The following is a 26,195-nucleotide window of genomic DNA, read 5'->3' on the forward strand; positions in this document are numbered from 1 at the left end:
AGCCGGTCGCCCCCGCCGGCCTGCTGCCCGTGCCAGCGCCACGAGCGCGCCTCGCCCGACTGAGCACAGGCCACCAGCAGCTCGTGCATTTCGGCTTCGGTCGTAGGCTCGGCTGCTGCTGCTGCGGGCGCGTCAGCTTCCACAAAAGCCATCAGGCCGCTGGCCAGCAGCACGGCGCGGGTCGTATTCAGGTAGTCTACGGCGCGCTGGTTGCAGTCGAGCAGGGCGCCGCGGGTGTTGTAAAGCAGCAGTCCATCGGCCGATTGCTCGAACAGTGCCCGGTAAATATCGGGCGAAAGTGCGGCGGATTTGTTGGCGGCCGAGTTGCTCGGAGAAGGAGGCATGAGGGAGGCAGAGAATGGCAAAATGGCTTCCCCAACAAGCGGGTCCCCGAACGAAGTTCTTAAATTGGGAACAATTCCCGAATAATCCACCTTTTTGCGCCGCTAACCCTTCTGCCTGTTTTGCCGCCCCGTCTGGTTTTCACCGTCACCACCGACCTAAATTACGACCAGCGAATGCAGCGCATCTGCGCTACACTGGCCCGCGCCGGCTATGCTGTGCTGCTGGTAGGCCGGCAGGGGCCGGCTTCGCAGCCATTGGGCCCGCAGCCGTACGCCCAGCACCGGCTGCGCTGTTTTTTTCAGCACGGAAAAATATTCTACGTAGAATACAACCTGCGCCTGCTGCTGTTTCTGACGGGCCAGCGGGCGGCGGCCTGGTGCGCCATCGACCTCGATACGGCCCTGCCCGTGTGGCTGCGGGCCCGGCTGAGCCGCCAGCCCTTCGTGTACGATGCCCATGAGCTGTTTACCGAGGTGCCCGAAGTAGTGGCCCGGCCCCGGGTGCAGCGGCTGTGGCGCTGGATCGAAAACTTTATTGTGCCCCGTGTGGCGCTGGCCTACACCGTGGGTCCGGCGCTGGCCCGGCTGTTCGAGCAGCGCCACGGCCGGGCTTTTGCGGTGGTGCGCAACATCAGCCGCCTCGGCGCCGAAACCCTGCCACCAGCCCCTACCGCTGCGCCGGCCGGCGGGTTTATTCTGTACCAGGGCGCGCTAAATGCCGGCCGGGGCCTGGAGGAGCTGCTCGCCGCTGTGCCGCATATAAATGGCCGGCTGGTGCTCTGTGGCGAGGGCGACCTCTCGCACAGCCTGCGCCGGCAGGCCGGGGAGTTAGGGTTGCTGCAGTCGGGACAGGTGGAGTTCCGGGGCTTTGTGCGGCCCGACGACCTGCGCGAGCTGACGCGCCACGCCACGGTGGGCGTAAACCTGCTGCGCAACGTGGGCCTGAGCTATTATTACTCGCTGGCCAACAAGTTCTTCGACTACCTGCACGCCGGTGTGCCGCAGGTGGGCGTCGATTTTCCGGAGTACCGCGCCCTCAACGAGCAGTACGACGTGGCCGATCTGGTGCCCGACCTGGAACCGGCCACGCTGGCCGCCGCCCTCAACCGGCTGCTGCCCGGCGGCAACGCGGCCCGGTACCACCAGCTGGCCGAAAATGCCCGCCGCGCCCGCCCGTTGCTTAGCTGGCAGCACGAGGAGCAGGAACTGCTGCGGCTGTACGCGACGCTGCTGCCCAATGCCGATTTGGGCGGGGTTGCCGGGGCGTAAGCCCGAATCGGCCGTAGCTTTGCGGCTTCTTACGCGCTCTTATGAACCCGCCCGCCAACCTGACTATTGCTGCTGAACCAACGCTGCTTGTAATTACCGGCCCAACGGCCGTGGGCAAAACGGCACTGTGCGTGGAGCTGGCCCGGCGCCTAAACACCGATATTGTGTCGGCCGATTCGCGGCAGTTCTTCCGGGAGCTGAGCATCGGTACGGCTAAGCCTACGCCGGCCGAAATGGGCGGCGTGCGGCATCATTTCATCGACTCGCACAGCATTGCCGACGAGTACAACGCCGGCCGCTTCGAGCAGGACGCGCTGACGCGGTTGGCCGAGCTTTTTGAGCACCACAAAACCGTTATCCTGACCGGGGGCTCGGGTTTGTACCTGCAGGCCGTAACCGAAGGCCTTGACGATTTGCCACCCGCGCCGCCCGAAATCCGGGCCGGGCTGCACGTTGAACTGGCCGCCCACGGGCTAGAGCCACTGGTAGCCGAACTGGCCCGCCTCGATCCGGTAGCCCACAGCCGCATCGACCTGCAAAACCACCAGCGCGTGTTGCGGGCGCTGGAAATCTGCCGGGCCACGGGGCAGCCGTTCAGCTCGTTCCATGGCCGCAAAACGACTGAGCGACCCTTCCGCATCATCAAAATTGCCCTTACCCGCGAGCGGAACGAGCTGTACCAGCGCATTGATGAACGGATGGACCTGATGCTGGCCGCCGGGCTGGAGGCCGAAGCCCGCGCGCTGTATCCGTATCGCCACCACAATGCCCTGCAAACAGTGGGCTACCAGGAGATGTTCGGCTACTTCGAAGGCCATTACGATTACGCTGAGGCCGTGCGCCTGCTCAAGCGCAACTCGCGCCGCTACGCCAAGCGCCAGTTGGCCTGGCTCCGCCGCGACCCGCAGTACCAGTGGCTACACCCCCACGAGGCGCTGAATATGTTGGGGTGAGCAGGTGAAATAGTGACCGAACGTCCGGCTCACTTCCATTGCAGGCTGTTGATATGCTGGCCGATTTTGCGGCCTTCCCGTAAGCCCACTTCATTGTCCTGGCGAGAGTGGATGCCGCCCAGAAAGCGCGAGAGGGCCGATTCTTCGGCCGTTTCCCAGAACGAGTGATAGGTGCGGGCCTTGAAGTCGGTGGCCCGGGCCACATCGCGCCTACGGCCCACGTGCGAATCGTCGGTGAAGGTGAGGTTGCCGTAGAGCCCCTCCAGCACCACCGCCGTGGCCGCCGACTGCGTGGCGTGCCCCGAGGAGTAGCCCGGAAACGGCGGCGCGGGCCAGAACGGTACCCAGCTGGGGTCGATAAAGCGGCGCACAAAGGTGTAGGGTCGCTCGTTGTTGAAGGTGTATTTGCACTTCCAGCAGATGATGAAGGCATCGGCTACGGCAATGCCCGTGCGGGCGAAGGTCTCAGCCGCCTTCCCCAAGTCGGCGTGCGTGGTGGTTATCACGATGCGGGCCAGATTGTAGGAGTGGCCGGGGGGCGTGAAGGTGTCGCTTGGGTCGTCGGCCCACCACACGGCTATTTCCTTTTCCTCCTGCGTGAGGCTGATGTTTTTAGCGTACACCTCCAGATACTGCGCGTAGTACTGCGAGGTAGGAGAGGGGGAGTACGGGAGCGGCAAAGGCATAGGCATGGCCGCATCAAGGGCCAGAAAGGTGCGGTTGCTGCCCCAGTAGGGCTGCATCGGCCGGAGGCCATTCTCGGTGGGCTGCCAGTCGCCGGGGGCGGTGGTGGGCACGTAGCTGGTAGGGAAGTTGCGCAGGTAGCCTTCGTGGCCGCCATCGGTTTTCGACCACGCAAAAATGGCCTCAGCCACGGCCCGGCCATAGGTTGCCGAACGGTCAGCAGTGGCCGCGTCGGGGCCGGCATACTCGTGGGCCAAGGCACCCTCCAGCGAGTCGATTCGGGCGCGGCTGGCAGCAGGGGCGTTGGCAAACAGGTTTTTCAGAATGAGGGCCTGGGCTGCGTTTGCGCAGAGCGGCCAGCGGTAAGCCCGCCCGGTTTCGGGTTGGGGCAGGCGGCCGAGCTGCTGGAGCTGGCCGGCCAGCGAGCGGCGCCCCGGCATACCAGCCACCACCGACTCGTAAAACGTGAGACCGGCGTAGCCAAGCGCCCGGGCCGCAACGGGCGGCGTGAAGCCGGGGCTCTGGCGCACGAGCTGCAGCGTGAGGGCGCTCCATTTGATAGCCACTGCTGCATCATAGCTGCTGGCCGGCGCTATGGCAGGAGCAACCTCTGGTTCTGGCTGGCAGCTACTCAGCAATACCAGCATTGGCAGCCCCAGGCAGGCAAGTGGCCGCAACAGGAGGGGTAAGTAGATTTTTAGCATATAGTTAGCAAATCAAGCATTCATCAGGATGACTTAATCAGCTAAATATAACTTTTTAAATTGTTATATTTATAAAAATTATTTAATTAATCATTTTTGAAGCTTGCGCGAAAGGGTTGACCAAGTATGTAGCGCTACAGTCTCTTTACATAACTCAATAGCAAACGGAGGTGCGGGGCTTACGATGGCAGGCGGGAACGGCAGGCAAAAAAAACCTGCCAAAACCCGAAGGTGATGGCAGGAAGCTAAACAAAGTGGCTACAGCAGACGCTAAGCGTTCAGGATTTCCACCATTCGCATAAAGCTCTGGTTGATAAGCTTGCGTTTGTGAATGGTGTCGGCAAAAGGCGTGTATACGAGCTTGCGGTCCACGATGCCGGCCATAACATTGTGCATGCCGTTCATCAGGCCTTCCACGGCCGCAATGCCGATTTGCGAGGCCAGCATCCGGTCGGCGGCCGAAGGCGCACCGCCGCGCTGAATGTGCCCGATAACGGTAACGCGGGTATCGAGCTGCGGTATAGCGGCCTTCACCTGCCGCGCTACTTCGTGGGCGTTGCCCTCCTCGTCGCCCTCGGCAATAACTACCAAAAACGAGGTTTTGGAGCGGTTTCGGCCGTTTCTGAGCGTTGCAATTACCGCCTCAGTCGAGAGTTGGGTTTCGGGAATCATCACGATTTCGGCCCCGCCCCCGATAGCGCAGGGAATGGCAATGTAGCCCGAGTCGCGGCCCATTACTTCCACAAAAAAGCACCGGTCGTGCGAGTCAGCCGTGTCGCGGATTTTGTCAATAGCTTCCAAAGCCGTATTCACGGCCGTATCGTAGCCAATGGTGTAGTCGGTGCCATACAGGTCGTTGTCGATGGTACCGGGCGCGCCCACTATCGGAATGCCGAACTCCTGCTCGAAAAGCGTGGCCCCGGTGAAGGTGCCGTTGCCGCCAATGGCCACCAGCCCGTCGATGCCATGGTTGACGAGTTGGTCGAAGGCCATTTGCCGGCCCTCGCGGGTCTGGAACGTTTGGCTGCGGGCCGATTTGAGGATGGTGCCGCCTTTCTGAATCGTATTGGAAACTGAGGCTGAGTCCAGCTTCACAAATTCGCCCTTCACCATGCCGCTGTAGCCCCGCATGATGCCGTACACTTCGATGCCGTGATAAACGGCCGTGCGGACCACGGCCCGGATGCAGGCGTTCATACCGGGCGCGTCGCCTCCGCTGGTGAAAACTGCAATGCGCTTCATCATACTCATCTGGCTCTTATTGTAGGCAAACCGGCCCACCGGACCGCAACCGGTAAAGGTGCGGAATTTGCGCCGAAAGTACGTTGCCTGCCCGGTTAAATGCAAACCGGCCACTAGTGGGGTTAACCGTTTTTCCGGCGCCTGCGTATCGACCTTATTGCGTATTGGTTGCTAAAGCCCTAACTTAACTTTCGTTGCGGCCGTATGGCCCCGCTCCGGGGGCGCCCTGGTACCCTCGCGCATCTCCGTTCTCCCCTGCCAAATACCCGCCCCATGTTCGGTTTTTTTGAAAATGAGCAGACCAGAAAAGTTAAAAGCCACCTAGTAAACCTGGCCGCGCTGGCCAAGGCCGACGGGCATATCGACGAGCGGGAAATGAACTTCATTGTGGCTGTGGGCCGCAAAAGTGGCATGCGTGCCGGCGAAGTGCGCGCTCTGGTAGGCAATGCCAGCGCCCATGATATGCTGCTGCCCGACAACGACTCGGAGCGCTTCGACCAGATTTTCGACCTCGTGGATATGATGCTGGCTGACGGCGTGGTAGACGACACCGAAATGCGCTTCTGCATCGATATGGCCCAGCGCCTGGGCTTTGCCCCCAATATTGTAGCCGGCCTGGTGCGTAGCATCTCGCAGGGCGTGCGCGACGGCCTGCCCCGCGAACGAGTCAAATCCGAAGCCATGGCACTGTTGAGCAATTAAAAATCAAAAGCGAAGAGTAAGAAATGCCGTTGAACGTCCCGTTATGGGCTCGTCCAACGGCATTTTTAATTATTTACTTTCAATTTTTAATTGCCCTAAGTAGCCCCGCGCAGGCCTCGTCAATCTGCTCCAGCGTGATGGTCAGGGGCGGGGCAATGCGCATGGAGTTGTCGCAGAACAGGAACCAGTCGGTGAGCAGGTGCTGCTCCCAGAGGGCGCGGTCGATGAGCGGCTTGAGCACGTCGAACGAGTCAAACTCGACGGCCATCAGCAGCCCGCAGTTGCGCACCTCACGAATTAACGGATGCCGCAACTGCTCGCGAAAACGCGTCGCTTTGGCGGCCACGCCGGCCAGCAGGTTTTCTTCCTGAATAACCTGTAGCGTGGCCAGCGAGGCCGCGCACGATACCGGATGGCCCCCAAACGTGGTGCAGTGGCCCAGAATAGGGTCGGTCTTGAAGCCGGCCATGATATGCTGGGGCGCAATAAAGGCCCCAATAGGCATACCGCCGCCCATGCCCTTAGCCGTGAGCAGAATATCGGGCTCGATGCCGAACTGCTCGAAGGCCCAGAACGTGCCCGTGCGCCCGAAACCGCACTGAATCTCGTCCAGAATGAGCAATGCACCCACTTCGGTGCAGCGTTGGCGCAGGGCCGGCAGGTAGCCGGGGGCCGGCACGCGCACGCCTGCCTCGCCCTGTACGGTTTCAATCACCACGGCCGCCGTGTGCCCGGTTATGAGCTGCAGGTCGTCGAAGTTGTTGTGGCGGATGTGGCGCACGTCGGGCAGCAGGGGCCGGAAGGCGTTCTTGAAGCCCTCGGAGCCGGTGATGCTGAGGGCGCCGTGGGTTGAGCCGTGGTAAGCGTTGTGGCAGCTTACCAAGCCGGTGCGGCCGGTATGGCGCTTGGCCAGCTTCAAAGCTCCCTCCACGGCCTCGGTGCCCGAGTTGGTGAAGTACACGTTGTCGAGATGGGCGGGTAGCGTGGCGGTGAGGGCCTGAGCCAGCCGGGCCGGTGGGGCCTGCACCACTTCGCCGTACACCATCAGGTGCAGGTACTTATCGAGCTGCTCGTGGATGGCGGCCAGCACCCGTGGGTGGCGGTGGCCCACGTTGCTGACGCCGATACCGGCAATCAGGTCGAGGTAGCGCGTGCCGTCGGGGGCGTACATGTACACGCCTTCGGCCCGCTCAATTTCCAGCAGCAGCGGAAAGTCGGAGGTCTGGGCTTGATGGCGCAGGAAAAGCTGGCGAGGAGTAAGCATGGCGCAAAGGTACGCCTAGGCGCCCACGCAAAAGCCAGCCGCTGCGCATGGTGGCGCGAAACGGCTGGCTTTTGCGTGGGCGCCCGAGTGGTTAGGCGTGGGTGGTTAGTCGTCGGTGCCGCCGGCCGGGCCCCGGGGGTTGGTGCGGTCGGCTACGCGCTTGAGCACTTCGCGGGTGAACTGGCGCTCGGCCAGAAACAAGGCCGCCACCTGCCGCACGCTGATAACGCGCTGGAATTTATCGAAGTAGTCTTTTTCGAGTTCGATATCCTGCTGGCGGAGCTTGAACGACTGGTTGAAATTGTCACGTAGCTGCTGGTCGCTTAAGGCGTCGGTCTGGCTGGGGCGTAGTTGGCGCAGGCGCTGGTTGAGGTCGCGGCGCTTGCCCGTGAACTCGTTGTAGACGGGCCAGAACTTCTGGGCTTGATCGGGGGTGAGCGCGACTCTTTGGGTGATATAGGCCACGCGGGCATTTTCGAGCTGGCTCAGCCGCTCCGGCCGCTGGCCCCCGCCGCCGCGTTGGGCAACGGCCTCGGGCAGCAGGCCGGCCATTAGCAGGCTCAGCAGCAACAGGGTGCGAAACAGGTAGTTCATAGGAATAAAGGGAAGGCGAAAAAAAGAAAAAGCGGCGTTTACAAATAGCTCTCGTCGGCGGATTGCTGGTCGAGCAGCTCGCGCAACTCGGTGGGCGAAGCCTGCCAGTAGGTGCTGGCGGGCGTGGCGCTGGCGGTGCCGGGCACCTCGGCTAAATCGAGTAGGGTGATGCGCTGGTCGGTGGTGAGCAGGTAATTGAGCAGCTGCTCCTGCGGCACGCGGGCCAGCGCATCGGGGCTGGTGGCAGTTAGCGGCGCGGCCGGGGTTAGCCAGAACGCGGCCGCAAAACCGCCCAGCACCACCGTAGAGGCCAAAGCGGTGCGTACCGGAGCCGTGAGAGACGCCAGCCAGCGCCAAGCAGGCGCGGTGGCGGCCGGTGCCGGCTGCACCCGCTGCATCACCCGCATCGGCAGCTGCTCGAAGTAACGCTCGGGCGGCGGGGCCAACGTGGGCCGGGGGCGGCTGCGGCGGTGTTCATCCAGATTAAAAGGCGTGTTCATAGTGCTTAGAGGAGGTCGCGGGCAATAGGTTTAAATCACAGATGTTACAGATGGTGCAGATGAAAAGGATTCGTTCTCAATCACAGATGGTGCAGATGAAAAGGATTCGTTCTTAATCACATATGGTGCAGATGTAAAGATTCGTGCTTGAGCTTTTATCCGCCGCCAGAAAGAATCTTTTTCATCTGCACCATCTGTAACATCTGTGATTAAGTCTGCAACATCTGTGCTTCTACTTTTTTTACGGCGTGGTGGTAAGAGGCTTTCAGGGCCCCGACGCTGGTGCCGGTTACTTCGGCCATCTGCTCGTAAGGCATCTCGTCGTAGTAACGCAGGTTGAAGACCAGCCGCTGCTTGTCGGGTAGCGTGAGGATGGCTTTTTGCAGCTTCAGCTCAATTTCGTCGCCGGCCAGGCTCTCATCGGCTTCGAGCTGGGCGCTGAGCTCGGCCGTGACGTCGTTGAGAGGCAGCAGAAACTTGTGGCGCTTGCTTTTGAGCCAGGTCAGGCACTCGTTGGTGGCGATGCGGTAAATCCAGGTGTAGAGCGAAGCATCCTGCCGGAAGCCGTCGAGGTGGTTCCACACCTTGATGAATACGTCCTGGGTCAGGTCGTCGGCATCGTCGTGATTGATGACCATTTTGCGCACGTGCCAATATACCTGGCGCTGGTATTTGCGCACAAGCTGGTTGAAGGCCACATTGCGGGCGGCCGGGTCGCGGAACTTGGCAAGTATCTCCTGGTCTTCCAAAGGGCGCAGAGGAGCGGGTGGGATAAGGGCGAATTCGGCGGGTTAGAGGCCACGACGGCCACAGGGTTTAATATGGTGGCGTAGAAAATGGTAGAACGTAGCCCGCCTCGGCCCCATCTACCGTTTCGTCGAGTAGGAAAAGCCCACCGTAATGCTGGTGTTTTCGGGCACTTTACCCTCGCTGAACTGCGAGTCGTAGGTGTAGTTGTAGGCGAAGGTGACGGCCAGGTTGTTGATGAGCTTGAGGGCGGCCGACGATACGTTGCTGAAGCGGAAGTTGCTGAATTTCTCCAGGGAAGGCTGGTAGAGCGTGGTGGAGTTGAACGTAAGGTTTTTGTAGGAGTACACTATTTTCAGGCGGGTCGAGTTGCGGGCCGTTACCACGCTGCGGCCGTCGAGGAAGTTGGTTTGCTCGCGGATGAGGAGGTTGCTTACGGCCAGTTCGCGGCCCAGCGAATCGGAGTAGAAGGCCCAGCCCGGGCCGGCGCCCAGCTGCACCCGCCGCGTAATGCCGCGCAGGTTGCTGCGCTCGAAACCGCCCAGCGCGTACGCCCGGAAACGGCCCCGCCAGTAGTAGGGCGTGGTGTTGATCAGTAACTCACGCTCCTGCAGCAGCCCGTTTTGCTTGCCGTAGGCGAAGCGGCCGTTGAGCGGCAGGCCGAAATGCTGGCCCCGGCTGATGGTAATATCCTGGGTGGTGGAGAGCAGCGTCCGGTTTACGCCGCCGCTGCTGTAGGCGCCCGTCAACTGGCCTGCGTACACAATGAGCACCGTGTCGGCCGGTGGCTGGCTTTGGGCGCGGCCGGGCAAAATCAGCCCCAGCAGCAAGGCAATTGATAGGAGGTAGGGTTTGAGCATAGGCTTAGAATAGCAGCAGGAGGGCCGTCAGCGCCGGCTTCAGGGCGCATAGCCGGTTTAAGGGCGGCCACGGAACCTCCGGGGGGCAAAGGTAGGGGCCGCTAAGCGGAACGATTGGTCGATGAAAACAATGGGGCGGTTTAAACCGGGCCGCTGGCCGGGCCAAAGCAATGGGCTTTTCCCTATCATTACTTTCCAAACTCAACCTTCCGGCGGCTGGCAGCCGCAAGCTGTTCTTTTTATGACCATTCGCTTCGCGCTTTGTGCGCTGCTTATGTGGGCAAGCGCGCTGCTGCCGGCCAGCGCCCAGGTGATTCCGCTACCCATGAAACAGGCCCCGACGGGCCCGAAGGCCGATATCAGCGCCCCCGCCCCAACCAGGGCCCAGGATTCGACCCGTTCCGAAGACCTGGTGACCGATACCAAGGTACTACGCCGCATCGACTCGATGCGGCGGGCCAACACCAGCCGCCTGGAGGAAATCCAGACGGAGCTGCTGACGCTTAACAGCACCTCGGCCGACAAGCGCCGCGAGCGGGAGCTGGTAGCCGAGCTGGGCACCCTGCGCCAGGTCGATTCGCTGCGCAAGGCCCGCTCGCGCCGCTACATCGACTCGCTGAAGGTGAATGCCAAAGGCTTCCCGGTGGCCCCGCACAACGACACGCTGTTTTACGTGTACACCCGGCTCGGACCGTTCTCGCCCCAGGAGCGGGCCCAGCTCACGGAGGAAAAAATCAAGCGCCTCGAAAAGGCCGTCTTTTTCAGTCCCGACTCGTTGCGCATCTACCCTTCGGAGCAGAGCACCGACCTGATGTACGGCGAGCAGGTGTTGCAGAGCATCAGCGAAAACGACGCGCTCTGGCACAACGTGAGCCGCGATTCGCTGGCCCGCCTGCACCGGCAGCGCATCATCACGGCCGTGCAGGAGTACAAGGAGCAGAACAGCCTGCTCAACATCGCCAAGGAAATTGGCCTGACGCTGCTCGTGCTCATCGTGCTGTACTTCACGGTGCGCTACATCATCAAGTTTTTTAGCTGGGTGCGACTCAAGCTGGTAGCCAAGGAAGGCACCTGGTTTAAGGGAATCAAGTTTGGTAACTACGAGTTTTTCAACGAGCAGCGCCAGCTGAGCGCCGTGCTGCTGCTGGTTACGGTGCTGAAGTGGGTGGTGGTGCTGCTGGCCATCTACCTGGTGCTGCCGGTGGTGTTCAGTATCTTCCCCGGCACCCAGGATATTGCCGATACGCTGCTGGGCTACGTTTTCAACCCGCTCCGGCGCATTGCGCTGGCCTTCTGGAACTACCTGCCCAACCTGTTCACCATCGTCGTGATTGTGACGGTGTTCCGCTACGTGCTCAAGGCAGTTTATTCGATCAAGGAGGAAATCCGGGCCGGCAACCTGACCATCGACGGCTTCTACCCCGACTGGGCCAACCCCACCTACCAGATTGTGCGGGTGCTGGTGTGGGCTTTCGCCCTGATTGTGATTTTCCCCTACCTGCCGGGTTCCGATTCACCGGTGTTTCAGGGCGTGTCGGTGTTTCTGGGCTTCCTGTTCACGTTCGGCTCGGCTGGCTCGCTCTCCAACATCGTGGCCGGATTGGTGCTCACCTACATGCGGGCCTACAAGCTGGGCGACCGGGTGAGAATCGGCGACGTAACGGGCGACATCGTGGAGAAAACCCTGCTCGTTACCCGCATCCGCACCATCAAAAACGAGGAAATCACGATTCCCAATTCCTCGGTGATGAGCTCCTACACCACCAATTACTCCACCGTAGCGCCCACGCTGGGCCTGATTATGCACACCGGCGTCACCATCGGCTACGATGTGCCCTGGCCGCAGGTGCACCAGCTGCTGCTGGCCGCCGTCGTAGATGCCGACGTGCTGACCGACCCCGCCCCGTTCATACTCCAGACCAGCCTCGACAACTGGTATGTGGCCTACGAGCTCAACTTCTGTACCCACGCCGCCAACCGGCAGGCCGGCATCTACTCACGCATCCACCAAAACATCCAAGACCGCTTCAATGAGGCCGGCGTCGAAATCATGTCGCCCCACTACCGCGCCATGCGCGACGGCAGCCAGACCACCATCCCCACCAGCTACCTGCCCAAAGACTACGAGGCCCCCAAGTTTCGGGTCGACAACTCGGACGGGCAGTCGCAGCAATAGCGCCAGCCGCCGGAGTGGCTTACAGCGCCACCAAAACGTCTCACAACTTTACTAACATGGAAACAATCGGCCGAATATTCTTTAAAGACAACCCATATCCGTTGGGCCACAAAGTCAAAGAGTTTGTCTGGAGCGGACACCTCGACCCGGAGAAGGGCCTGCTCTTCGATTTTCACCTGGAAACCGAATATTACGATGCTGAGGACGATTCGGACGACGTTGGAGAACCGGAGTCAGATTGGCAGGCTAAGGGTGTGTGGAACAACTATCACAGGTGCACGCTCTCTTCTACCGAGTGGCATTCCGGCGGCATTGTAGTCGGAACTCCGGATGAGCCATTCTCCTTCGCCGCGCTAACCGAACGGGTGCTGGTAGGCGATGCGCTACCGCTTGACGAAGACTTTGACCGGGAAGAGGCGGCCTGCTACATCTACCTACTGGGGCACGACAGCTGTGCCGACCACCGGATAGCTTTTACCAAAGGACAAGCGGCCGGTACTTACGATATCTATTGGACCGGCAAGACTGTCATGGATTTGGATGACTTGGACTACGAGGAGTACGGCCACGATTTTGAAGCCCGCCTGACCAACGTCCGGTTCGCGGGCTTCAGCTTGGCGAGCAAGTTGGATGAGAGGGAGAACAAGGAGCTATTTGAGGACTGCGTGCTCGAACCCGCTTTATTCCGGCTGGTAGAAGACAAGTTTATTTCAGTCGATCAATACACATAAAATTAGATGCGCCAGCTGCATAGCGTAGTTTTAGGACTTGTAATAGCAGGTCTTCCGGACATAGTTTAGGCCCAGAAGCAACTGAACGTCGACAGCATCCGGACTGTGGAAACGCGGTGGGTTAATGAAGATACTGAAGCAGAAGTAGATTGAGGCCTTGGTAAAAGGCTTCGTATTTACCGTGCAGCCGCGTGTGCGCTTCAGGTGGGTTGAGTAGCACTCTAGCAACTCTACAAATAGGCTTGAGAGGGTGGGGGCCTGTATGGTTCATTTTCTGTTTCAGGAAGCCACGAAGCACTGCAAGAGTTGCTCGGTGGTTGCCCATCCTATGTAAACCGTTTGGTATGAATTACTCAGAAGAATTTCTGACGCAACTGGCTCAAGAGGAGGTGAGCGGTGATTTCCCACCATTTAGTAGCGGTTCTATTTCCCAAGTCAAAAAGTACATAAAGACTATAATCGGGCGAATTAAGGACGATTATCAGTTGGTAGTAGAGCCAGACTTTAGTTATCATGGCAGCGGGTATGGCTCCTATATTTCGGTGCTAGTCGCTAAAAAAGAAGCTGGTAAGCCAGCAAAATTACTTAGCGGCACCCCAGTAAATGACACTACCAATGGCCTGCTACTTTATATTTCCAACTTGGTGCCGTATTGGTATTATGGCGACTCCGGGCAGTGGGAAATATTGAGTGATGGAAAAGTAACGAGCAGCTTGTCGGGTTTCCTTCGGCCAGAAAGCATCCACGAAGTCGACGATACGCTCTGGCGTAGAGAGCTGGCTGGTATCAAAGCTATATTCGAGCAGTACCGCTACAGCCTGCTAACTGAGCAGGAACTGCAGCCACTAATCGATTTCGACATTCCCCTCAAAGCAGCGCTGGTCAGCAAACCCTATCAGGTGTTCGACTACTTCTTCCACTGGACGGATTGAACGCTAAACTGCCCCGGCCGCAACGTGTGCGACCGGGGCAGTTGGGTGTTTTTTAGGTTAGGGCGAAACCTACTTCCGGCGGGCCATCACCTTCTCCACGGCGGCCACAATGGCGGCTTCGTTGAGCTTATACTTTTCCATTAGCTGGTCGGGCGTGCCCGATTCGCCGAACGAGTCGTTGACGGCCACCATTTCCAGGGGCAGGGGCTCCTCGCGGGCCAGCAGTTGGGCGATGGAGTCGCCGAGGCCGCCGTTCATCTGGTGCTCCTCGGCCGTTACCACGCAACGCGTTTTGCGGGCCGATTCCAGAATCATCCGGGCATCGAGCGGCTTGATGGTGTGGATGTTGATGATTTCGGCGTTGATGCCCTTGTCGGCCAGCAGCTTGCCGGCCAGGATGGCCTTCCAAACCAGGTGGCCGGTGGCGAAGATGCTCACGTCGGCACCTTCATTGAGCATAACGCCCTTGCCGATTTCAAACTGCTGGTCGGCGGGGGTGAAGTTGGGAACCACCGGCCGGCCGAAGCGCAGGTACACGGGCCCCTCGTAGTCGGCAATGGCCAGCGTGGCGGCCTTGGTCTGGTTGTAGTCGCAGGGGTTGATGACGGTCATGTGGGGCAGCATTTTCATCAGCCCGATGTCCTCCAGAATCTGGTGGGTGGCGCCGTCTTCGCCCAGCGTGAGGCCGGCGTGGGAAGCACAGATTTTCACGTTTTTGCCCGAGTAGGCAATGCTCTGCCGAATCTGGTCGTACACGCGGCCGGTGCTGAAGTTGGCAAACGTGCCGGTGAAGGGGATCTTGCCGCCAATAGTGAGGCCGGCCGCCAGACCCATCATGTTGGCCTCAGCAATGCCCACTTGGAAGAACCGCTCGGGGAAGTCCTTCACGAAGGCATCCATTTTAAGCGAGCCAATGAGGTCGGCGCACAGGGCCACCACGTTGGGGTTGGTTCTGCCCAGCTCGTGCAGGCCGGCGCCAAAGCCGCTGCGGGTATCCTTCGATTCGGTGTAAGGAAAGTCTTTCATTTTATGGGATGTTGGGGACTTAAAGTCTGGAATTCGTTGGTTGAAGGAACGTCATGCTGAGCTTGCCGAAGCATCTCTACCTCTGACTAATCAATGTAGAGCAATGAAGCGGTAGAGATGCTTCGACAACCTCAGCATGACGTTCTGTTATAATGTTCTTCATCGTCCGAACAGGCTAACCGAGCTGGTTTGGCCCGAGCGGATGGTGAAGTTGCGTACGTCGGTGAAGCGGCTGCCGGTGGCGGTGGCGGTGCGGAAGACGAGGCGGTAAGCGCCCGGCTGCATCGGCAGGTTGAGTTTGCTGCTGCCGCCGCTGGGCAGGTCGTACACCCACGTTTGTTCCCCGTCGGAGCCGAGCTGGTAGATGCTGCCGTAGCCTTTGTAGTCGGAGATGATGTTGAGGATGCCGGGCGCGTCGTAGGTAACGGCCGTTTCCTGGCCCTGCTTCACGCTGATGCGGCGTAGCTGCCGCGGCAGGGTCAGCAGCTCCACTTCATAGTCGCCGGCCAGTAGCTTCTGGCGGTTGCCGAAGGGCAGGGCCAGTACGGTTTCGGGGTTGCCGCGGGCCCGTACTACGGCCTGCACCCGGCCGTAGGGGTTGGGCGAAAGATTGGGATTCTGCAGCCGCAGCGTGCCCTGGGGTGTTTTGTAGGTGAGCACGTTGGCCCGGCCCGGCTTGATGGCCAGGTTGGCCGCCACTACCGGCGGCACCGTGTTTATGGTCAAGTCGTAGCTCTGCAGCGCATCAATGTCGAGGGCGTCAGGCTGGCCCTGGGCGTCGCGGTAGTGCACGTAGTTGTACTCGGGCTGGCCCGTGACGTTATTGGTAAACGTCAGGTTCACATCCGTTTCTACCGGCCGGCCCCGCTCGTCGGTCAGGTTCACGGCCACGGTGGTTTTGGCCAGCGTCTGGGCTACTACGTCGTTGAGGATGGTGCGGAAGGTGCTCACATCGGCCGCGTTGTAGTAGGTGCCCAGGCACTCCAACTGCTTGCCAAACTCCCGCTCGGCCCCAATCCCAATCACGAAGGGCTTCAGAAAAACCCGTTTGCGCTGCAACGCCAGCGAAGTCGCGCACGGGTCGCCTTTACACGATTCAAGGCCGTCGGTAATCAGAATCAGCACGTTGCGGCTTTGCTTGTCGGCCGGAAAATCATTGGCCGACTGCAAGAGTGAGTAGGTGATGGGCGTGTTGCCACGGGGCTGAATGGTTTTGAGCCGGGACTTGATGGCGGCCGCATTTTTAGGCGCAAATGGCACTTCGAGCCGCGAGTCCTCGCAGTTGTTCTCCTTGTTGTCGTACTGATGGCCGTAGGCGCGCAACGCCAGTTCCAGGTTTGGGTAGGTGTTGAGCGAATCCACCATTTTCGACAGCAGCCGCTTGGCCACGTCCCAGCGCTGCGCACCCTCCCAGGGTGCCCGCATTGAGCCCGAGGCATCGAGCAGAAACAGGATGCGGGTGGTGCGCGGCGGGGTAGGGGCAGCGTTCTGGGCACGGGCGTTACCGGGCAGCAGCACTGCCAGCAACAACCCCAGAAACGCCAGCCACTGCCGCATGTTTGGATGAGTGATGTGAAGCAAGTTATAGCACGACGTAGGGGCGGGGCTTGTCCCCGCCCGCCTTATGCAACGTTTCCACGATTCCGCTCAACGCTAGTCGTTTAACGGCGAGCGGGGACAAGCCCCGCCCCTACGTCGTGCTGCATGTAATCTTGAGCCGTTCTAATAATCCGAGGCCTTTTCCACCTCCAGCTGCAGCAGGGCCGTGGCCAGCTGATCGTCGTTGGGCGCTACGCCGTGCCACTTGTGCGAGCCCATCATGAAGTCGATGCCGAAGCCCATTTCGGTATCCATGAGCACCATCACTGGCACACCCTGGCCGAGTAGACTCTGGGCTTCTTCGATGGTAGGGAGCAGGGTTTCGAACTGGTTGCCGTCGGTTTCGAGCACGCGCCAGCCGAAAGCTTCGAACTTGGCGCGCAGGTCGCCGAGGCCGCCGATTTTGTCGGTCGGGCCGTCAATCTGCTGGCCGTTGCGGTCGACGAAGGCAATCAGGTTATCCACTTTGTGGTGGGGCGCATAGAGGGCAGCCTCCCAAATCTGGCCTTCCTGCAGCTCGCCGTCGCCCATGAGCACGAATACCGTGCTGTTGTCGCCGTTGAGCTTTTTGGCCTGGGCCGCGCCGGTAGCCACGCTCAGGCCCTGGCCCAGCGAGCCGGAGGCAATGCGGATGCCGGGCAGGTGCTCATGCGTGGCGGGGTGGCCCTGCAAACGCGAGTTCAGCTTGCGGAAAGTAGCCAGTTCGCTCACCGGGAAATAGCCCGACCGGGCCAGCACCGAGTAGAACACCGGCGAAATATGGCCGTTCGACAGAAAGAATAAATCCTGGCCGATACCGTCCATGTCGAAGGGCTCGGGCGTGTGCTTCATCACCTTGAAATACAGCGACACCAGCAGCTCGGTGCAGCCCAGCGAGCCGCCGGGGTGGCCCGAATTCACGGCGTGCACCATGCGCACAATGTCGCGCCGGACCTGGGCGGCAATCTGCTTCAGCTCGGCTACCGACTTGGTGGCTTCGGGGGCGTGGGTTTTGGAAGTGGTGGACTGGGCCATGCGAATTGTAGGGGTTGATAGGAAAGCAAAGGTACGCCTCCTAGGCCGGGCAGCCAGCGGGCCGCAGACCGAAACGGCGCCGTAAAAGGGAGGCAAAAGGGATGTAAAAAAGCCCCGCCGAAGTGGCGGGGCTCCTGTGGAAGCTACAGCAGCTGCGCCGCGTGGTTCTTGGTTTCGACTTTGGTGATGACCCGCTCAACTTTTCCTTCTTCGTCGATCAGGAAAGTGTAGCGCATGGTGCCCATGTACTTGCGGCCGTACATCGATTTCTCCTGCCACACGCCATAGTCCTGCACCAGCTTCTTGTCCTCGTCCACCAGCAGCGGGAAAGGCAGTTCGTGCTTGGCAATAAATTTTTGGTGCGACTTAGCCGAATCGATACTTACGCCGAGTACCTGCACGCCGGCCGCCAGCAGCTGCTGGTAGTTGTCGCGCAGGTTGCAGGCCTGGGTGGTGCAGCCGCTGGTGTCGTCTTTGGGATAGAAGTAGAGGGCGACTTTGCGGCCCCGGTAATCGGCAAGGCGGTGCATATTGCCATTCTGGTCGGGCGCTTCGAAGGCCGGAGCCGTTTCGCCTGCTTGAGGTACTGCCATGCCGCGAAGATAGAAGGTTGACGGGAGATAGGAAAATTGGCGGCGGCAGTAATGGAACGCGACGCTACGGCTTGCTGGCAACCGGCTGCGGAGTGAAAAGCATGTTTTTTACCGGAAAGCCCAGCTCCCGGCCCTTGGCCAGCAGCTGCTCGCGGATGGTCAGTGGCAGATGCGGCATGCGGCTGAGAATCCAGAGCGTTTCGCGGTCGGGCGAGCCTACCAGCGCGTATTGGTAGCTGGCTTCGTCGAGGGCCAGAATCCAATAATCACCTGTGAAGGGCCAGAAGAACTGCACTTTGAGCTTGGAGTTGGTGGGGTCGGTGGCCCAGGCGGTGGCCGTAGCCGTGGTTACGGGGCCGCCGATGCTGCCCTGGTGGCAGGTGTTGCGCACGCCCACTTTACCATCAAGACGTACGTTGTACTCGGCCGTTACGTGCTGGCAGCCCTTCTCGAAGCGCACGGGCAGCCGGGCAATTTCGTACCACAGCCCGGCGTACCGCTTCAGGTCGACGTGGGTCACGGTGGGCAGGTTCGGGTGCGCTTTGCGGCGTGAGTAGGCGTAAGCGGCCACGCCGGCCGTTACCACGGCCGCGGCGGCTCCAAGCAGTACCGGCTGGCGGCGTTTGAGCAGGTTGTTTGGCATCTTATAGAAGGATTGGATGAGCTTACCTGTACGCGCCCTGGCCGGTAAGGGTGTAGCGACTGTAGCGCGAAGCTCAGCTTTGCGCTACATTGAACATAATCGTTTAGAAGTCAGCAACGACACGCGAAGCTGGAGCTTCGCGCTACAGGCGCTACAGCACCACGTTGATAACCGTTTCGTTGCCAGCTTGGTCGGTGAGGCGCAACGTGGCGGGGCCGCGCAGGGGTGGGCCCAGCGTGTCGGCGCGTTCGGTGAAGAGCGTGGCGTTCTTGTGCTCGTAGCGCAGCATCCGGAACTGCCCGTTCACTTCCAGCCGGTAGCTGGCCAGGCCCGAAAGGTCGTCGCCCACCTTGAACACTACCCCGCCGGCGCCCTTGCTCAGCAGCCGGCCCGAAGGGGCAATGGTATCGGTAAGGACGCGGAACTGCCCGAAGCTCCGGATAGAGGCCGTGATGCTGGTGCTGTCGGGGCTCCACTTGCCGCCCACGTAGCCTTTGCCGCCCTTGGCCGTGATGCTGTAAATAGCCGAGCGGCGTCGGTCGGCCGGGGGCGTATCGGGCCGCAGCGTGAGGGCCAGGTTTTCGTAGAGTGGCGTGCGGGGCAGATGCACCGTCCAGAGGCCCTGCTTGTAGCTGGTTTGCAGGTACAGAGTGTCAAAGAGCGTTTTCGGCCCGAAGCCCAGCCCCATGTTGGCCGTGGCAAAGCTAAACTCGCGGCCCGCCGGAATCAGCGCCTCGCGGCTGAAGCGTTGAGTGAGGCGGCCGAAACGGATGGAATCGGGCCGTCCGGCGCGTAGGTCGTAGAGGTAGGTGCTCTGGCTCTGGTCAGTGTAGCTGGGGCGCAGCGTGAGGCGGCGGCCGCCGCGCAGCAGCGTTACGTCGCCGGCCACGGCGGCCGTGTCGGCCGAGCGGGTGGTGACCACCAACAGGTTGCGGCTCACGTCGTAGCTCAGAGCGGGGGTTTTCACGGCCGCCGAGCGGGTGTGGAAGTATCCTGGCGCTTCGCCCCGCAACACCAGCCGCAGCGGCGTGGTGTTGCCATACGAGTCGGCGAGGCGGATTTCCACGTTGTACACCTTGCCCGGCTCAACGGTCAGGCGGCCCTTGCCGGGGCCGGTGGTGTACATGCTCAGGTCGTTGCCGTCGTCCACGAACAGCTTCTCGAACTGCCGGCCTTGGGTGGCCCGCCACTCATAATCGACGTGGCGGTTTATCTGGCGCGAGCCATCGGGAAACGGCACGTCATCAATCGCATGCTGGTACACCTGCTGCCCGTTCACGAGCACGGTGGCCTTCTGAATTCCGTTCTTGTTCCACACCTTATCAAACCGGTCGAAGCCCTGCACGAGCAAACCCACTGAGCCGCTGGCGGCAATGGTGTCGGGCCAGGCGTAGCTGCCGTCGGCCAGGGGGGCCTTGGGCACGAACACGCGCTTGCCGAAGCGGCCTTCCACCCGCGCCGCAATGCCCAGCGCCTCCACCGCAAACGCCTGCACTATCGGGGCCACATGGTCCTGAATTTCGGTGAAGCCGCCCCACTGCAGCGGGTTCAATTGGTTGCCGGCTGCGGTGCGCACCTCCCAGTGCAGGTGCGGCCCCGCCGAGCCGCCCGTGTTGCCCGACAGGGCCACCACCTCGCCGCGCTGCACCGCAAACTGGCCGGGCTCAAAAAATAGCTCCAGGTCGTAGGTCTGCTTGGCGTACTGCTGGCGGCGCAGCTCCTCAGCCACAGGGCCTTTAAAGCTGTTGAGGTGGCCATACACCGTTGTCAGGCCGTTGGGGTGGGTGATGTAGAGCACGTTGCCGTAGCCGTAGCTGCTCTGCTTCATCCGCGACACGTACCCATCGGCCGCGGCGTACACCGGCAAATCCACCCGGCCGTCGGTTTTGATGTCGAGGCCGCCGTGGAAGTGGTTGGGCCGCAGCTCGCCCATGCTGCCCGACAGGAAGTTTTCCTGGCCGGGCTTGATGGGCAGCAGAAAGTAGCCCTTGGCCACCGCCGGAATGCCCGCCCGGCGGCCCGGCATCGCGGCCGTTTCGGCGGGCGTTTCGCTGGTAGCGGGGCCTGCGGCCTGCTCCGGGTTGGGGGCCGACTGCGGGCTCTGGCAGGCCGAGGGCTGCACGCCCATCAGCAGTAAAAACGGCAGCGCGAAGCTGAAATGAGCTTTTAGCTTAAAGCTGCTAGCTGTTAGCTTTTTCAAAACAGAACTTACTTGACAACGGAAGGGTAGGAGTTGCGCCGAACGATGTAGGGGTGGGGCTTGTGCCCGCCCGCCGTTGAACCGTGCAATTGAGCAGTAGATACATCCTGGCAACGCATCGTTTCGGCGGCGGGCGGGGACAAGCCCTGCCCCTACATCGTTTGGATTAGCGGGTTACTTAATGGCCAGGTCCAGCATTTTATCGTCGCCGATGAAGCCCGCGAGCTGGTCGCCGATTTGCACGGGGCCCACGCCGCTGGGCGTGCCGGTGAAAATCAGGTCGCCCATTTTCAGGGTGATGAAGCGCGAGATGTAGCTGATGATTTTGCTGAAGTCGTGCAGCATGAGGCCCGAGTTGCCCTGCTGGCGCACTTGCCCGTTCACTTCGAGTCGGAAGTCGATGTTGCCCAGGTCGGCGAAGTCGGCTACCAGCTTAAACGTCTGGGAGATGGGGGCCGAGCCGTCGAAGCCCTTGGCCAGCTCCCAGGGCAGGCCCTTGCTCTTGAGCTGGCTCTGCAGGTCGCGGGCCGTGAAGTCGATGCCCAGCCCGATGGCGTCGAAGTAGGTGGGCGCAAACTGCTCCTCGATATTCTTGCCGTTTTTGCACACCCGCAGCACCAGCTCAATCTCGTGGTGAATGTCCTGCGAGAAATCGGGCATGAAAAACGGCTGGTTACGCTGCAGCAGGGCCGTATCGGGCTTGGCAAAAATGACGGGCGCGCTGGGCGTTTCGTTCTGCAGTTCGGCAATATGCTCCGCGTAGTTGCGGCCGATGCACAGGATTTTCATAGGGAGAGGCTTGGAGGTTGTGGGGCGCGGGGCCGGCAGAATGTTCGGACAAAACCAGCTTTCATCCAACCACCTGCCAGGCCCAGGCCCCATCAGTCTCAAAAGTAACGGTAATTAACGGGGCTCTGGTACCAAAACGAGGAGGTTTTTAGTCGCGTGGGGCTAAATGCAAACATTTTGGCGGGTTGCTGACGTATAGCACCTCAGTTCAGGCTGCGTCTGGCCCGGGCTTCGGGGAAAGCGCAAGCGGCCGGTTTCTTCCCTCTCAACTGCATCAGCACATGTTTAAGAATATCGCCCTGGCTAGCTGCCTCTTCGTGGCAACGGCCTGCTCCACGGTTCCCATTACGGGCCGCCGCCAACTCAGCCTGGTGTCCGATACCGAAATGAACCAGATGGCCGCGCAGGAGTACCAGAAAGTATTGGCCAGTAGCCAGGTAGTGAGCAACGGCGCACAGGCAGCCATGGTGAAGCGCGTTGGCCAGCGTATCGAGCAGGCCGTTCAACAGTATTTCAGCCAGCAAAACCAGTCGCAACAGCTCGACGGCTATGCCTGGCAGTTCACCCTGATTGACGACAAGCAGGAAAACGCCTGGGCCATGCCCGGCGGCAAAACGGCGGTGTACACCGGCATCCTGCCCATCACGCAGGACGAAAACGGCTTGGCCGTAGTAATGGCGCACGAAATTGCCCACGCCGTAGCTAAGCACGGCTCCGAGCGCATGAGCCAGCAAATGGCCGCGCAGGGGCTGGGTGGGGTCCTATCGACGGCCGTTGGCCAGAACCCGACGGGAGTTCAGAACGCGTTTCTGTATGCCGTTGGGGCGGGCTCGCAATTGGGTATGCTGAGCTACGGCCGCAACCAGGAGTCAGAGGCCGACCGCCTGGGCCTCGTATTTATGGCCATGGCGGGCTACAACCCCGAGGGGGCCGTGGCGTTCTGGCAGCGCATGGAGGCGCGCGCCGGCCAGTCGGCCCAGCCCGAGTTCCTGTCTACGCACCCGTCCAATGGCACGCGCATTGCCGATATTCAGCAGCAATTGCCCGAGGCCCGCAAGTATTACAAACCCCGCTAACCCCACTGCTGACTATGCACACCGCAGTAGGGGCGTTGCCCATAGGCTCGCCGGTTACCTCGCCATATTGCCAACAAAATCGCTATTTCCCGTATCTTAAATGATGAATTCTTTCCTGCGTAACAGCGTTGCCGCCTGCCTGAGCGCCGCCCTATTGCTGGGTGGGCTGAGCGCCTGCGAAACCAGCAAACGCGGCTTCCCGGAGGTTAGCTCGCCTACCAACGACCCCGACGCGCTGAGCCGGCGGCAGATGGAAGCTACCAGCAAGCAGATTGCCCAGGTAGTAAACGACAAGGTAGATTACATGACGCCCAAGCAGGAGCTGGCCACCCGATTCACCCGGCAGTTCGGCGACGGTACATCCATCAATAAAACCATTATCCGCAAGGTCCAGGAAACGCCCAAAGACAAAGCCATCTACTACCTCGTGGGCCTGGGCCTGCGCGACGGCATGTTCCGGGCCATGGCCATTCCGCTGCTGACTTCGTCTAATAACAGCCTGTACCTGAGTTCCAACGCACCGCGTTACATTCTCACCAGCGTGGGCTGCACGTTCTGCTACTTCAACTTCGAGAGCAACGAAATCGTGGGTACCTCGTGCGAGGAAAACACCGGCGGCAGCCGCTGCGACCTGACGGTAGAGAACAACAATGCCTTCTTCGCCCGCTAAATATGCTTAGCCGCAAATGGCTCCTGCGCCTCTCGCTCACGGCCCTGGCCTTGCTCGTTACCACCGACCGGCGGCGGCCCCGACCCACTCCGCCGGCAAAGCCCGCCCCGGAGCCGGAAATCGAGCCCGATAAGCTTACCTGACCGTAATAAGCCCAGGCTTACCGTTGATTATTCGCCATGCAGCGCCGGCCGGTTGGTCGGCGCTGTTCTGTTTGTAGGCTCGTGAGTGACGAAGCAGGCCAAGAATGGAATTGGACCGACAGGTAGTCCATCAGGGCGAATCATTTTCTATGCCGGCGCCATTGTATTTCACTGCCGGCCACAACGGCGGGCCATGCGCGCAGCATTTCCCGCCCCAAAAACATGTAACGGCACGGTTTTCCCGTATTTTGCCACTTAAAGCCTGCTATCCTATGAAAATCTTCAAATCTGCCGACCTGATTCGTAAGAGCAAGTACATCAGCCGCGACCTGAGCTGGCTGCGCTTCAACTACCGGGTGCTCGACCAGGCCCGCGACACCAGTCGCTCGCTTTTCGACCGGCTGCGCTTTATGGCCATTACCAGCAGCAACCTCGACGAGTTCTTCATGATTCGGGTGGGCTCACTTTACAACTATATCGACTACGGCAAGGAGCGGGTGGACTACTCGGGGCTGCGCGAAATGCCCTTCCGGCGCAAGCTGCTCGATTTTGCCCATCGGTTCGTCAACGACCAGTCGATGACGTATGTGAACGATTTGAAGCCGCAGTTCGAAAAGCACGGCTTCAACGTGCTGGCTCTGAGCGACCTGACGGAGGTGGAGCTGAAAAAGGCCGACGGCTACTTCAAAAACACCGTGTTCCCGCTGCTCACGCCCATGGTGTACGACTCCTACCACGGCTTCCCGCTGATGATGAACCAGATGCTCATCTTCGGGGTAGTGACGCGCACGGGTTCGGGTGATATTGAGATGGAGAAGGGGCAGGAGCGGCTCACATTCGTGCAGATTCCGCAGAACCTGTCGCGCTTCTTCGAGCTGACGCGGCGCGACAAGGTGCTGTTCGTGCCCATTGAGGAAATCGTGCGGGCCAACCTGCCCAAGTTATTCCGCAACGTCGAGATTCTGTCGGCCGATATGTTCCGGATTACCCGCAACGGCGACTTCACGCTGGAAGAGTCGGACGACATTGACGCTAACTTCATCAAGGAGATTCAATCGGGCCTCAAAACCCGTAAAAAAGGCCGCGTGGTGCGCCTGGAAGTGGAGCCCAATGCCGCCGCGTTCCTGATGCAGGTACTGCGCGAACGGTGGAATATCGACAACGGTAACGTGTTCGTTATCAACTCGATGATTGATATGCGCGGCCTGCTGCAGATTCTGAAGCACCCCAATTTCCGGGGCAAGGGCTTTAAGCAGCCGGCCCCGGTGCCGCCCATCACGCTGCCCGAAACGGTGGAGGAAAACCTGTTTGACTACCTCAAGCACCAGGATGTGCTGCTGCACCATCCCTACAACAGCATCGACCCGGTGGTGCGGCTGCTGGAACAGGCGGCAGAGGACCCGCACGTACTGGGCATCAAGCAGACCATTTACCGCCTCGCCGACGACTCGCGGGTAACGGCCGCGCTGCTCAAGGCGGCCGAAAATGGCAAACACGTATCGGTGCTGTTCGAGGTGAAGGCGCGGTTTGATGAGGAGCGCAACATCCGGGAGGGCGCGCGGCTCGAAAAGGCCGGCTGCTTCGTGATTTACGGGGTCAGCAAGTTCAAGACCCACACCAAGATGCTCATGATTATCCGCCGCGAAGGCGAGAAAGTGACGCGCTACGTGCACCTGGGCACCGGCAACTACAACGAGCAGACCTCGCGCATCTACACCGATGTGAGCCTGCTCACGACCGACGAAGTGTATGGCCACGACGTGTCGGAATTCTTCAACGTGATAACCGGCCACAGCCAGCCCGACGAATACGAATACCTGATTACGGCCCCCAAAGACATGCGCCAGCAGTTGGTGTGCCTGATTCGGGAAGAGGTAAAGAACGCCAAGAAAGGCCTGCCCAGCGGCATCGTGATGAAGATGAACTCGCTGGAAGACAAGGAGATGATTGACGAGTTCTACAAGGCCAGCAAGGCCGGCGTGCCCATCCGGTTTATCGTGCGTGGCATCTGCTGCCTGCGCCCGGGCCGGGCGGGCCTGAGCGAGAACATCGAGGTGCGCAGCATTGTAGGCGACTATCTGGAGCACGCCCGGCTGTTCTATTTCCACCAGGCTGGCAACCCCAAAGTGTACGCCGGCTCGGCCGATATGATGGTACGCTCCTTCGAGCGGCGGCTGGAGGCGTTGTTTCTGCTGGCCAACCCCCAGATCAAGCGCGAGGCCATCAACATCCTCTACTACAACCTGCTCGACAACCAGAACACCTACGTGATGCGCGAAGACGGCGCCTACGTGCGCCGCACGCCGCAGGAAGACGAGCCCGTTTCCAACCTGCACAAGGAGTTCTACAGCCGCAGCTTCACGGTTATGCCCGAAGAGGCACTCTACGATGACTGGCTTTCGGTGGCCAATATCCGGGCCTCTTCCGAGGATGCCAATGCCCAGCCCAAGGAGGCGGTAGTAGTCATTACCTCCGAAATGCTGCCTCCCGCGTCCGGCAAAACTGCGCCCGAAACTGTGCCTCGCCAGAAGGAGGTTCCGATGAGCGCCAACGTCGACTACGACGCCCAGGAAGAGGCCGACCTGGCGTAAATTTTATTGCGCAGATAAGAGAAGTAAGATAGAACGTCATTCAGAGCGAAGCGAAGAATCTCGCTCGGGGCTCGTTGAACAACAGCTTTGCAACGTCAGCACGCGAGATTCTTCGCTTCGCTCTGAATGACGTTCTATCTCATCTTTGG

General features: G+C 60.4%; 25 protein-coding genes. 10 read left to right on the forward strand and 15 right to left on the reverse strand.

The genetic code is table 11. From position 1 onward, the window contains the following. A partial coding sequence (locus D0N36_RS16565; protein ID WP_116942972.1) for a PAS domain-containing protein occupies positions 1-344 on the reverse strand: 344 nt, incomplete at its 3' end. A 120-nt stretch (positions 345-464) separates the two neighbouring features. Between D0N36_RS16565 and D0N36_RS16570 the strand changes: the two genes are divergently transcribed. Then, complete coding sequence (locus D0N36_RS16570) at positions 465-1,613, forward strand: glycosyltransferase (RefSeq protein ID WP_116942945.1); 1,149 nt, start codon at positions 465-467, stop codon at positions 1,611-1,613. Positions 1,614-1,654: 41 nt separating this feature from the next. Beyond that, positions 1,655-2,566 carry a tRNA (adenosine(37)-N6)-dimethylallyltransferase MiaA gene (miaA, locus tag D0N36_RS16575; RefSeq protein WP_116942946.1) on the forward strand — a complete coding sequence of 304 codons (912 nt, stop codon included), beginning with the start codon at positions 1,655-1,657 and terminating at the stop codon, positions 2,564-2,566. 29 nt (positions 2,567-2,595) lie between these two features. Here the strand turns inward: miaA and D0N36_RS16580 are convergent, their stop codons facing one another. After that, entirely contained in the window at positions 2,596-3,954 is a 1,359-nt protein-coding gene (locus tag D0N36_RS16580; protein ID WP_242478970.1) for a vanadium-dependent haloperoxidase, read from the reverse strand. Positions 3,955-4,224: 270 nt separating this feature from the next. After that, positions 4,225-5,196 (reverse strand): 6-phosphofructokinase, encoded by a 972-nt coding sequence (pfkA, locus tag D0N36_RS16585; protein ID WP_116942974.1) that lies wholly within the window; start codon positions 5,194-5,196, stop codon positions 4,225-4,227. A gap of 273 nt (positions 5,197-5,469) precedes the next feature. Here pfkA and D0N36_RS16590 point away from each other — a divergent pair, with 273 nt between their 5' ends. Beyond that, complete coding sequence (locus D0N36_RS16590; protein ID WP_116942947.1) at positions 5,470-5,898, forward strand: tellurite resistance TerB family protein; 429 nt, start codon at positions 5,470-5,472, stop codon at positions 5,896-5,898. Positions 5,899-5,977: 79 nt separating this feature from the next. On the opposite strand, the gene D0N36_RS16595 is transcribed toward D0N36_RS16590, so the two are convergent. The 5 genes from D0N36_RS16595 to D0N36_RS16615 all read right to left on the reverse strand — a co-directional run bounded on the left by D0N36_RS16595 (position 5,978) and on the right by D0N36_RS16615 (position 9,863). Then, positions 5,978-7,162, reverse strand: coding sequence for an aspartate aminotransferase family protein (locus D0N36_RS16595; RefSeq protein ID WP_116942948.1), 1,185 nt, complete (start codon positions 7,160-7,162; stop codon positions 5,978-5,980). 105 nt (positions 7,163-7,267) lie between these two features. Next, the gene (locus D0N36_RS16600; RefSeq protein ID WP_116942949.1) at positions 7,268-7,756 is read right to left on the reverse strand and encodes a hypothetical protein; all 489 of its coding nucleotides are present in this window, start codon (positions 7,754-7,756) and stop codon (positions 7,268-7,270) included. Positions 7,757-7,794: 38 nt separating this feature from the next. Further along, positions 7,795-8,256 (reverse strand): hypothetical protein, encoded by a 462-nt coding sequence (locus tag D0N36_RS16605; protein WP_116942950.1) that lies wholly within the window; start codon positions 8,254-8,256, stop codon positions 7,795-7,797. 209 nt (positions 8,257-8,465) lie between these two features. Next, positions 8,466-9,005, reverse strand: coding sequence for an RNA polymerase sigma factor (locus D0N36_RS16610; RefSeq protein ID WP_116942951.1), 540 nt, complete (start codon positions 9,003-9,005; stop codon positions 8,466-8,468). A 117-nt stretch (positions 9,006-9,122) separates the two neighbouring features. Continuing rightward, positions 9,123-9,863, reverse strand: coding sequence for a DUF481 domain-containing protein (locus D0N36_RS16615; protein ID WP_116942952.1), 741 nt, complete (start codon positions 9,861-9,863; stop codon positions 9,123-9,125). A gap of 241 nt (positions 9,864-10,104) precedes the next feature. Between D0N36_RS16615 and D0N36_RS16620 the strand changes: the two genes are divergently transcribed. From D0N36_RS16620 to D0N36_RS16630, 3 genes are all read left to right on the forward strand, one after another. Further along, positions 10,105-12,039, forward strand: a complete 1,935-nt coding sequence (locus D0N36_RS16620; protein ID WP_242478971.1) for a mechanosensitive ion channel family protein — start codon at positions 10,105-10,107, stop codon at positions 12,037-12,039. 56 nt (positions 12,040-12,095) lie between these two features. Next, positions 12,096-12,770 (forward strand): hypothetical protein, encoded by a 675-nt coding sequence (locus tag D0N36_RS16625; protein WP_116942954.1) that lies wholly within the window; start codon positions 12,096-12,098, stop codon positions 12,768-12,770. Positions 12,771-13,114: 344 nt separating this feature from the next. Further along, on the forward strand, positions 13,115-13,702 hold the full coding sequence (locus D0N36_RS16630; RefSeq protein ID WP_116942955.1) for a hypothetical protein: 588 nt from the start codon (positions 13,115-13,117) through the stop codon (positions 13,700-13,702). A 69-nt stretch (positions 13,703-13,771) separates the two neighbouring features. Here D0N36_RS16630 and D0N36_RS16635 read toward each other — a convergent pair whose 3' ends face one another. The 7 genes from D0N36_RS16635 to D0N36_RS16665 form a co-directional block, all read right to left on the reverse strand. Then, positions 13,772-14,728, reverse strand: coding sequence for a transketolase family protein (locus D0N36_RS16635; protein WP_116942956.1), 957 nt, complete (start codon positions 14,726-14,728; stop codon positions 13,772-13,774). Between the two features lie 159 nt (positions 14,729-14,887). Then, entirely contained in the window at positions 14,888-16,285 is a 1,398-nt protein-coding gene (locus tag D0N36_RS16640; protein WP_116942957.1) for a vWA domain-containing protein, read from the reverse strand. A 165-nt stretch (positions 16,286-16,450) separates the two neighbouring features. After that, positions 16,451-17,341, reverse strand: a complete 891-nt coding sequence (locus D0N36_RS16645; protein WP_116942958.1) for a transketolase — start codon at positions 17,339-17,341, stop codon at positions 16,451-16,453. 143 nt (positions 17,342-17,484) lie between these two features. Then, positions 17,485-17,934 carry a thioredoxin-dependent thiol peroxidase gene (gene bcp, locus D0N36_RS16650; protein ID WP_116942959.1) on the reverse strand — a complete coding sequence of 150 codons (450 nt, stop codon included), beginning with the start codon at positions 17,932-17,934 and terminating at the stop codon, positions 17,485-17,487. A 64-nt stretch (positions 17,935-17,998) separates the two neighbouring features. Beyond that, complete coding sequence (locus D0N36_RS16655) at positions 17,999-18,577, reverse strand: lipocalin family protein (RefSeq protein WP_116942960.1); 579 nt, start codon at positions 18,575-18,577, stop codon at positions 17,999-18,001. 151 nt (positions 18,578-18,728) lie between these two features. Then, positions 18,729-20,777, reverse strand: coding sequence for a M23 family metallopeptidase (locus D0N36_RS16660; protein ID WP_116942961.1), 2,049 nt, complete (start codon positions 20,775-20,777; stop codon positions 18,729-18,731). A 174-nt stretch (positions 20,778-20,951) separates the two neighbouring features. Further along, the gene (locus D0N36_RS16665; protein WP_116942962.1) at positions 20,952-21,566 is read right to left on the reverse strand and encodes a fumarylacetoacetate hydrolase family protein; all 615 of its coding nucleotides are present in this window, start codon (positions 21,564-21,566) and stop codon (positions 20,952-20,954) included. A 281-nt stretch (positions 21,567-21,847) separates the two neighbouring features. Here D0N36_RS16665 and D0N36_RS16670 point away from each other — a divergent pair, with 281 nt between their 5' ends. The 4 genes from D0N36_RS16670 to ppk1 all read left to right on the forward strand — a co-directional run bounded on the left by D0N36_RS16670 (position 21,848) and on the right by ppk1 (position 26,046). Continuing rightward, positions 21,848-22,642 carry a M48 family metallopeptidase gene (locus tag D0N36_RS16670; RefSeq protein ID WP_116942963.1) on the forward strand — a complete coding sequence of 265 codons (795 nt, stop codon included), beginning with the start codon at positions 21,848-21,850 and terminating at the stop codon, positions 22,640-22,642. A 100-nt stretch (positions 22,643-22,742) separates the two neighbouring features. Then, positions 22,743-23,312, forward strand: coding sequence for a hypothetical protein (locus D0N36_RS16675; protein ID WP_116942964.1), 570 nt, complete (start codon positions 22,743-22,745; stop codon positions 23,310-23,312). A 2-nt stretch (positions 23,313-23,314) separates the two neighbouring features. Then, complete coding sequence (locus D0N36_RS16680) at positions 23,315-23,455, forward strand: hypothetical protein (RefSeq protein ID WP_190242728.1); 141 nt, start codon at positions 23,315-23,317, stop codon at positions 23,453-23,455. 272 nt (positions 23,456-23,727) lie between these two features. Beyond that, on the forward strand, positions 23,728-26,046 hold the full coding sequence (ppk1, locus tag D0N36_RS16685) for a polyphosphate kinase 1 (RefSeq protein ID WP_116942965.1): 2,319 nt from the start codon (positions 23,728-23,730) through the stop codon (positions 26,044-26,046). Positions 26,047-26,195: the final 149 nt, after the last annotated feature.

Source organism: Hymenobacter lapidiphilus (genome assembly GCF_003417065.2).
Classification (GTDB): Bacteria; Bacteroidota; Bacteroidia; order Cytophagales; family Hymenobacteraceae; genus Hymenobacter.

Bases quoted from the DNA above. Each gene is read 5' to 3' on its own strand.
- miaA (WP_116942946.1), top strand. From the start codon at position 1,655: ATGAACCCGCCCGCCAACCTGACTATTGCTGCTGAACCAACGCTGCTT.
- D0N36_RS16580 (WP_242478970.1), bottom strand. From the start codon at position 3,954: ATGCTAAAAATCTACTTACCCCTCCTGTTGCGGCCACTTGCCTGCCTG.
- pfkA (WP_116942974.1), bottom strand. From the start codon at position 5,196: ATGAAGCGCATTGCAGTTTTCACCAGCGGAGGCGACGCGCCCGGTATG.
- D0N36_RS16590 (WP_116942947.1), top strand. From the start codon at position 5,470: ATGTTCGGTTTTTTTGAAAATGAGCAGACCAGAAAAGTTAAAAGCCAC.
- D0N36_RS16595 (WP_116942948.1), bottom strand. From the start codon at position 7,162: ATGCTTACTCCTCGCCAGCTTTTCCTGCGCCATCAAGCCCAGACCTCC.
- D0N36_RS16600 (WP_116942949.1), bottom strand. From the start codon at position 7,756: ATGAACTACCTGTTTCGCACCCTGTTGCTGCTGAGCCTGCTAATGGCC.
- D0N36_RS16605 (WP_116942950.1), bottom strand. From the start codon at position 8,256: ATGAACACGCCTTTTAATCTGGATGAACACCGCCGCAGCCGCCCCCGG.
- D0N36_RS16615 (WP_116942952.1), bottom strand. From the start codon at position 9,863: ATGCTCAAACCCTACCTCCTATCAATTGCCTTGCTGCTGGGGCTGATT.
- D0N36_RS16620 (WP_242478971.1), top strand. From the start codon at position 10,105: ATGACCATTCGCTTCGCGCTTTGTGCGCTGCTTATGTGGGCAAGCGCG.
- D0N36_RS16625 (WP_116942954.1), top strand. From the start codon at position 12,096: ATGGAAACAATCGGCCGAATATTCTTTAAAGACAACCCATATCCGTTG.
- D0N36_RS16630 (WP_116942955.1), top strand. From the start codon at position 13,115: ATGAATTACTCAGAAGAATTTCTGACGCAACTGGCTCAAGAGGAGGTG.
- D0N36_RS16635 (WP_116942956.1), bottom strand. From the start codon at position 14,728: ATGAAAGACTTTCCTTACACCGAATCGAAGGATACCCGCAGCGGCTTT.
- D0N36_RS16640 (WP_116942957.1), bottom strand. From the start codon at position 16,285: ATGCGGCAGTGGCTGGCGTTTCTGGGGTTGTTGCTGGCAGTGCTGCTG.
- D0N36_RS16645 (WP_116942958.1), bottom strand. From the start codon at position 17,341: ATGGCCCAGTCCACCACTTCCAAAACCCACGCCCCCGAAGCCACCAAG.
- bcp (WP_116942959.1), bottom strand. From the start codon at position 17,934: ATGGCAGTACCTCAAGCAGGCGAAACGGCTCCGGCCTTCGAAGCGCCC.
- D0N36_RS16655 (WP_116942960.1), bottom strand. From the start codon at position 18,577: ATGCCAAACAACCTGCTCAAACGCCGCCAGCCGGTACTGCTTGGAGCC.
- D0N36_RS16665 (WP_116942962.1), bottom strand. From the start codon at position 21,566: ATGAAAATCCTGTGCATCGGCCGCAACTACGCGGAGCATATTGCCGAA.
- D0N36_RS16670 (WP_116942963.1), top strand. From the start codon at position 21,848: ATGTTTAAGAATATCGCCCTGGCTAGCTGCCTCTTCGTGGCAACGGCC.
- D0N36_RS16675 (WP_116942964.1), top strand. From the start codon at position 22,743: ATGATGAATTCTTTCCTGCGTAACAGCGTTGCCGCCTGCCTGAGCGCC.
- D0N36_RS16680 (WP_190242728.1), top strand. From the start codon at position 23,315: ATGCTTAGCCGCAAATGGCTCCTGCGCCTCTCGCTCACGGCCCTGGCC.
- ppk1 (WP_116942965.1), top strand. From the start codon at position 23,728: ATGAAAATCTTCAAATCTGCCGACCTGATTCGTAAGAGCAAGTACATC.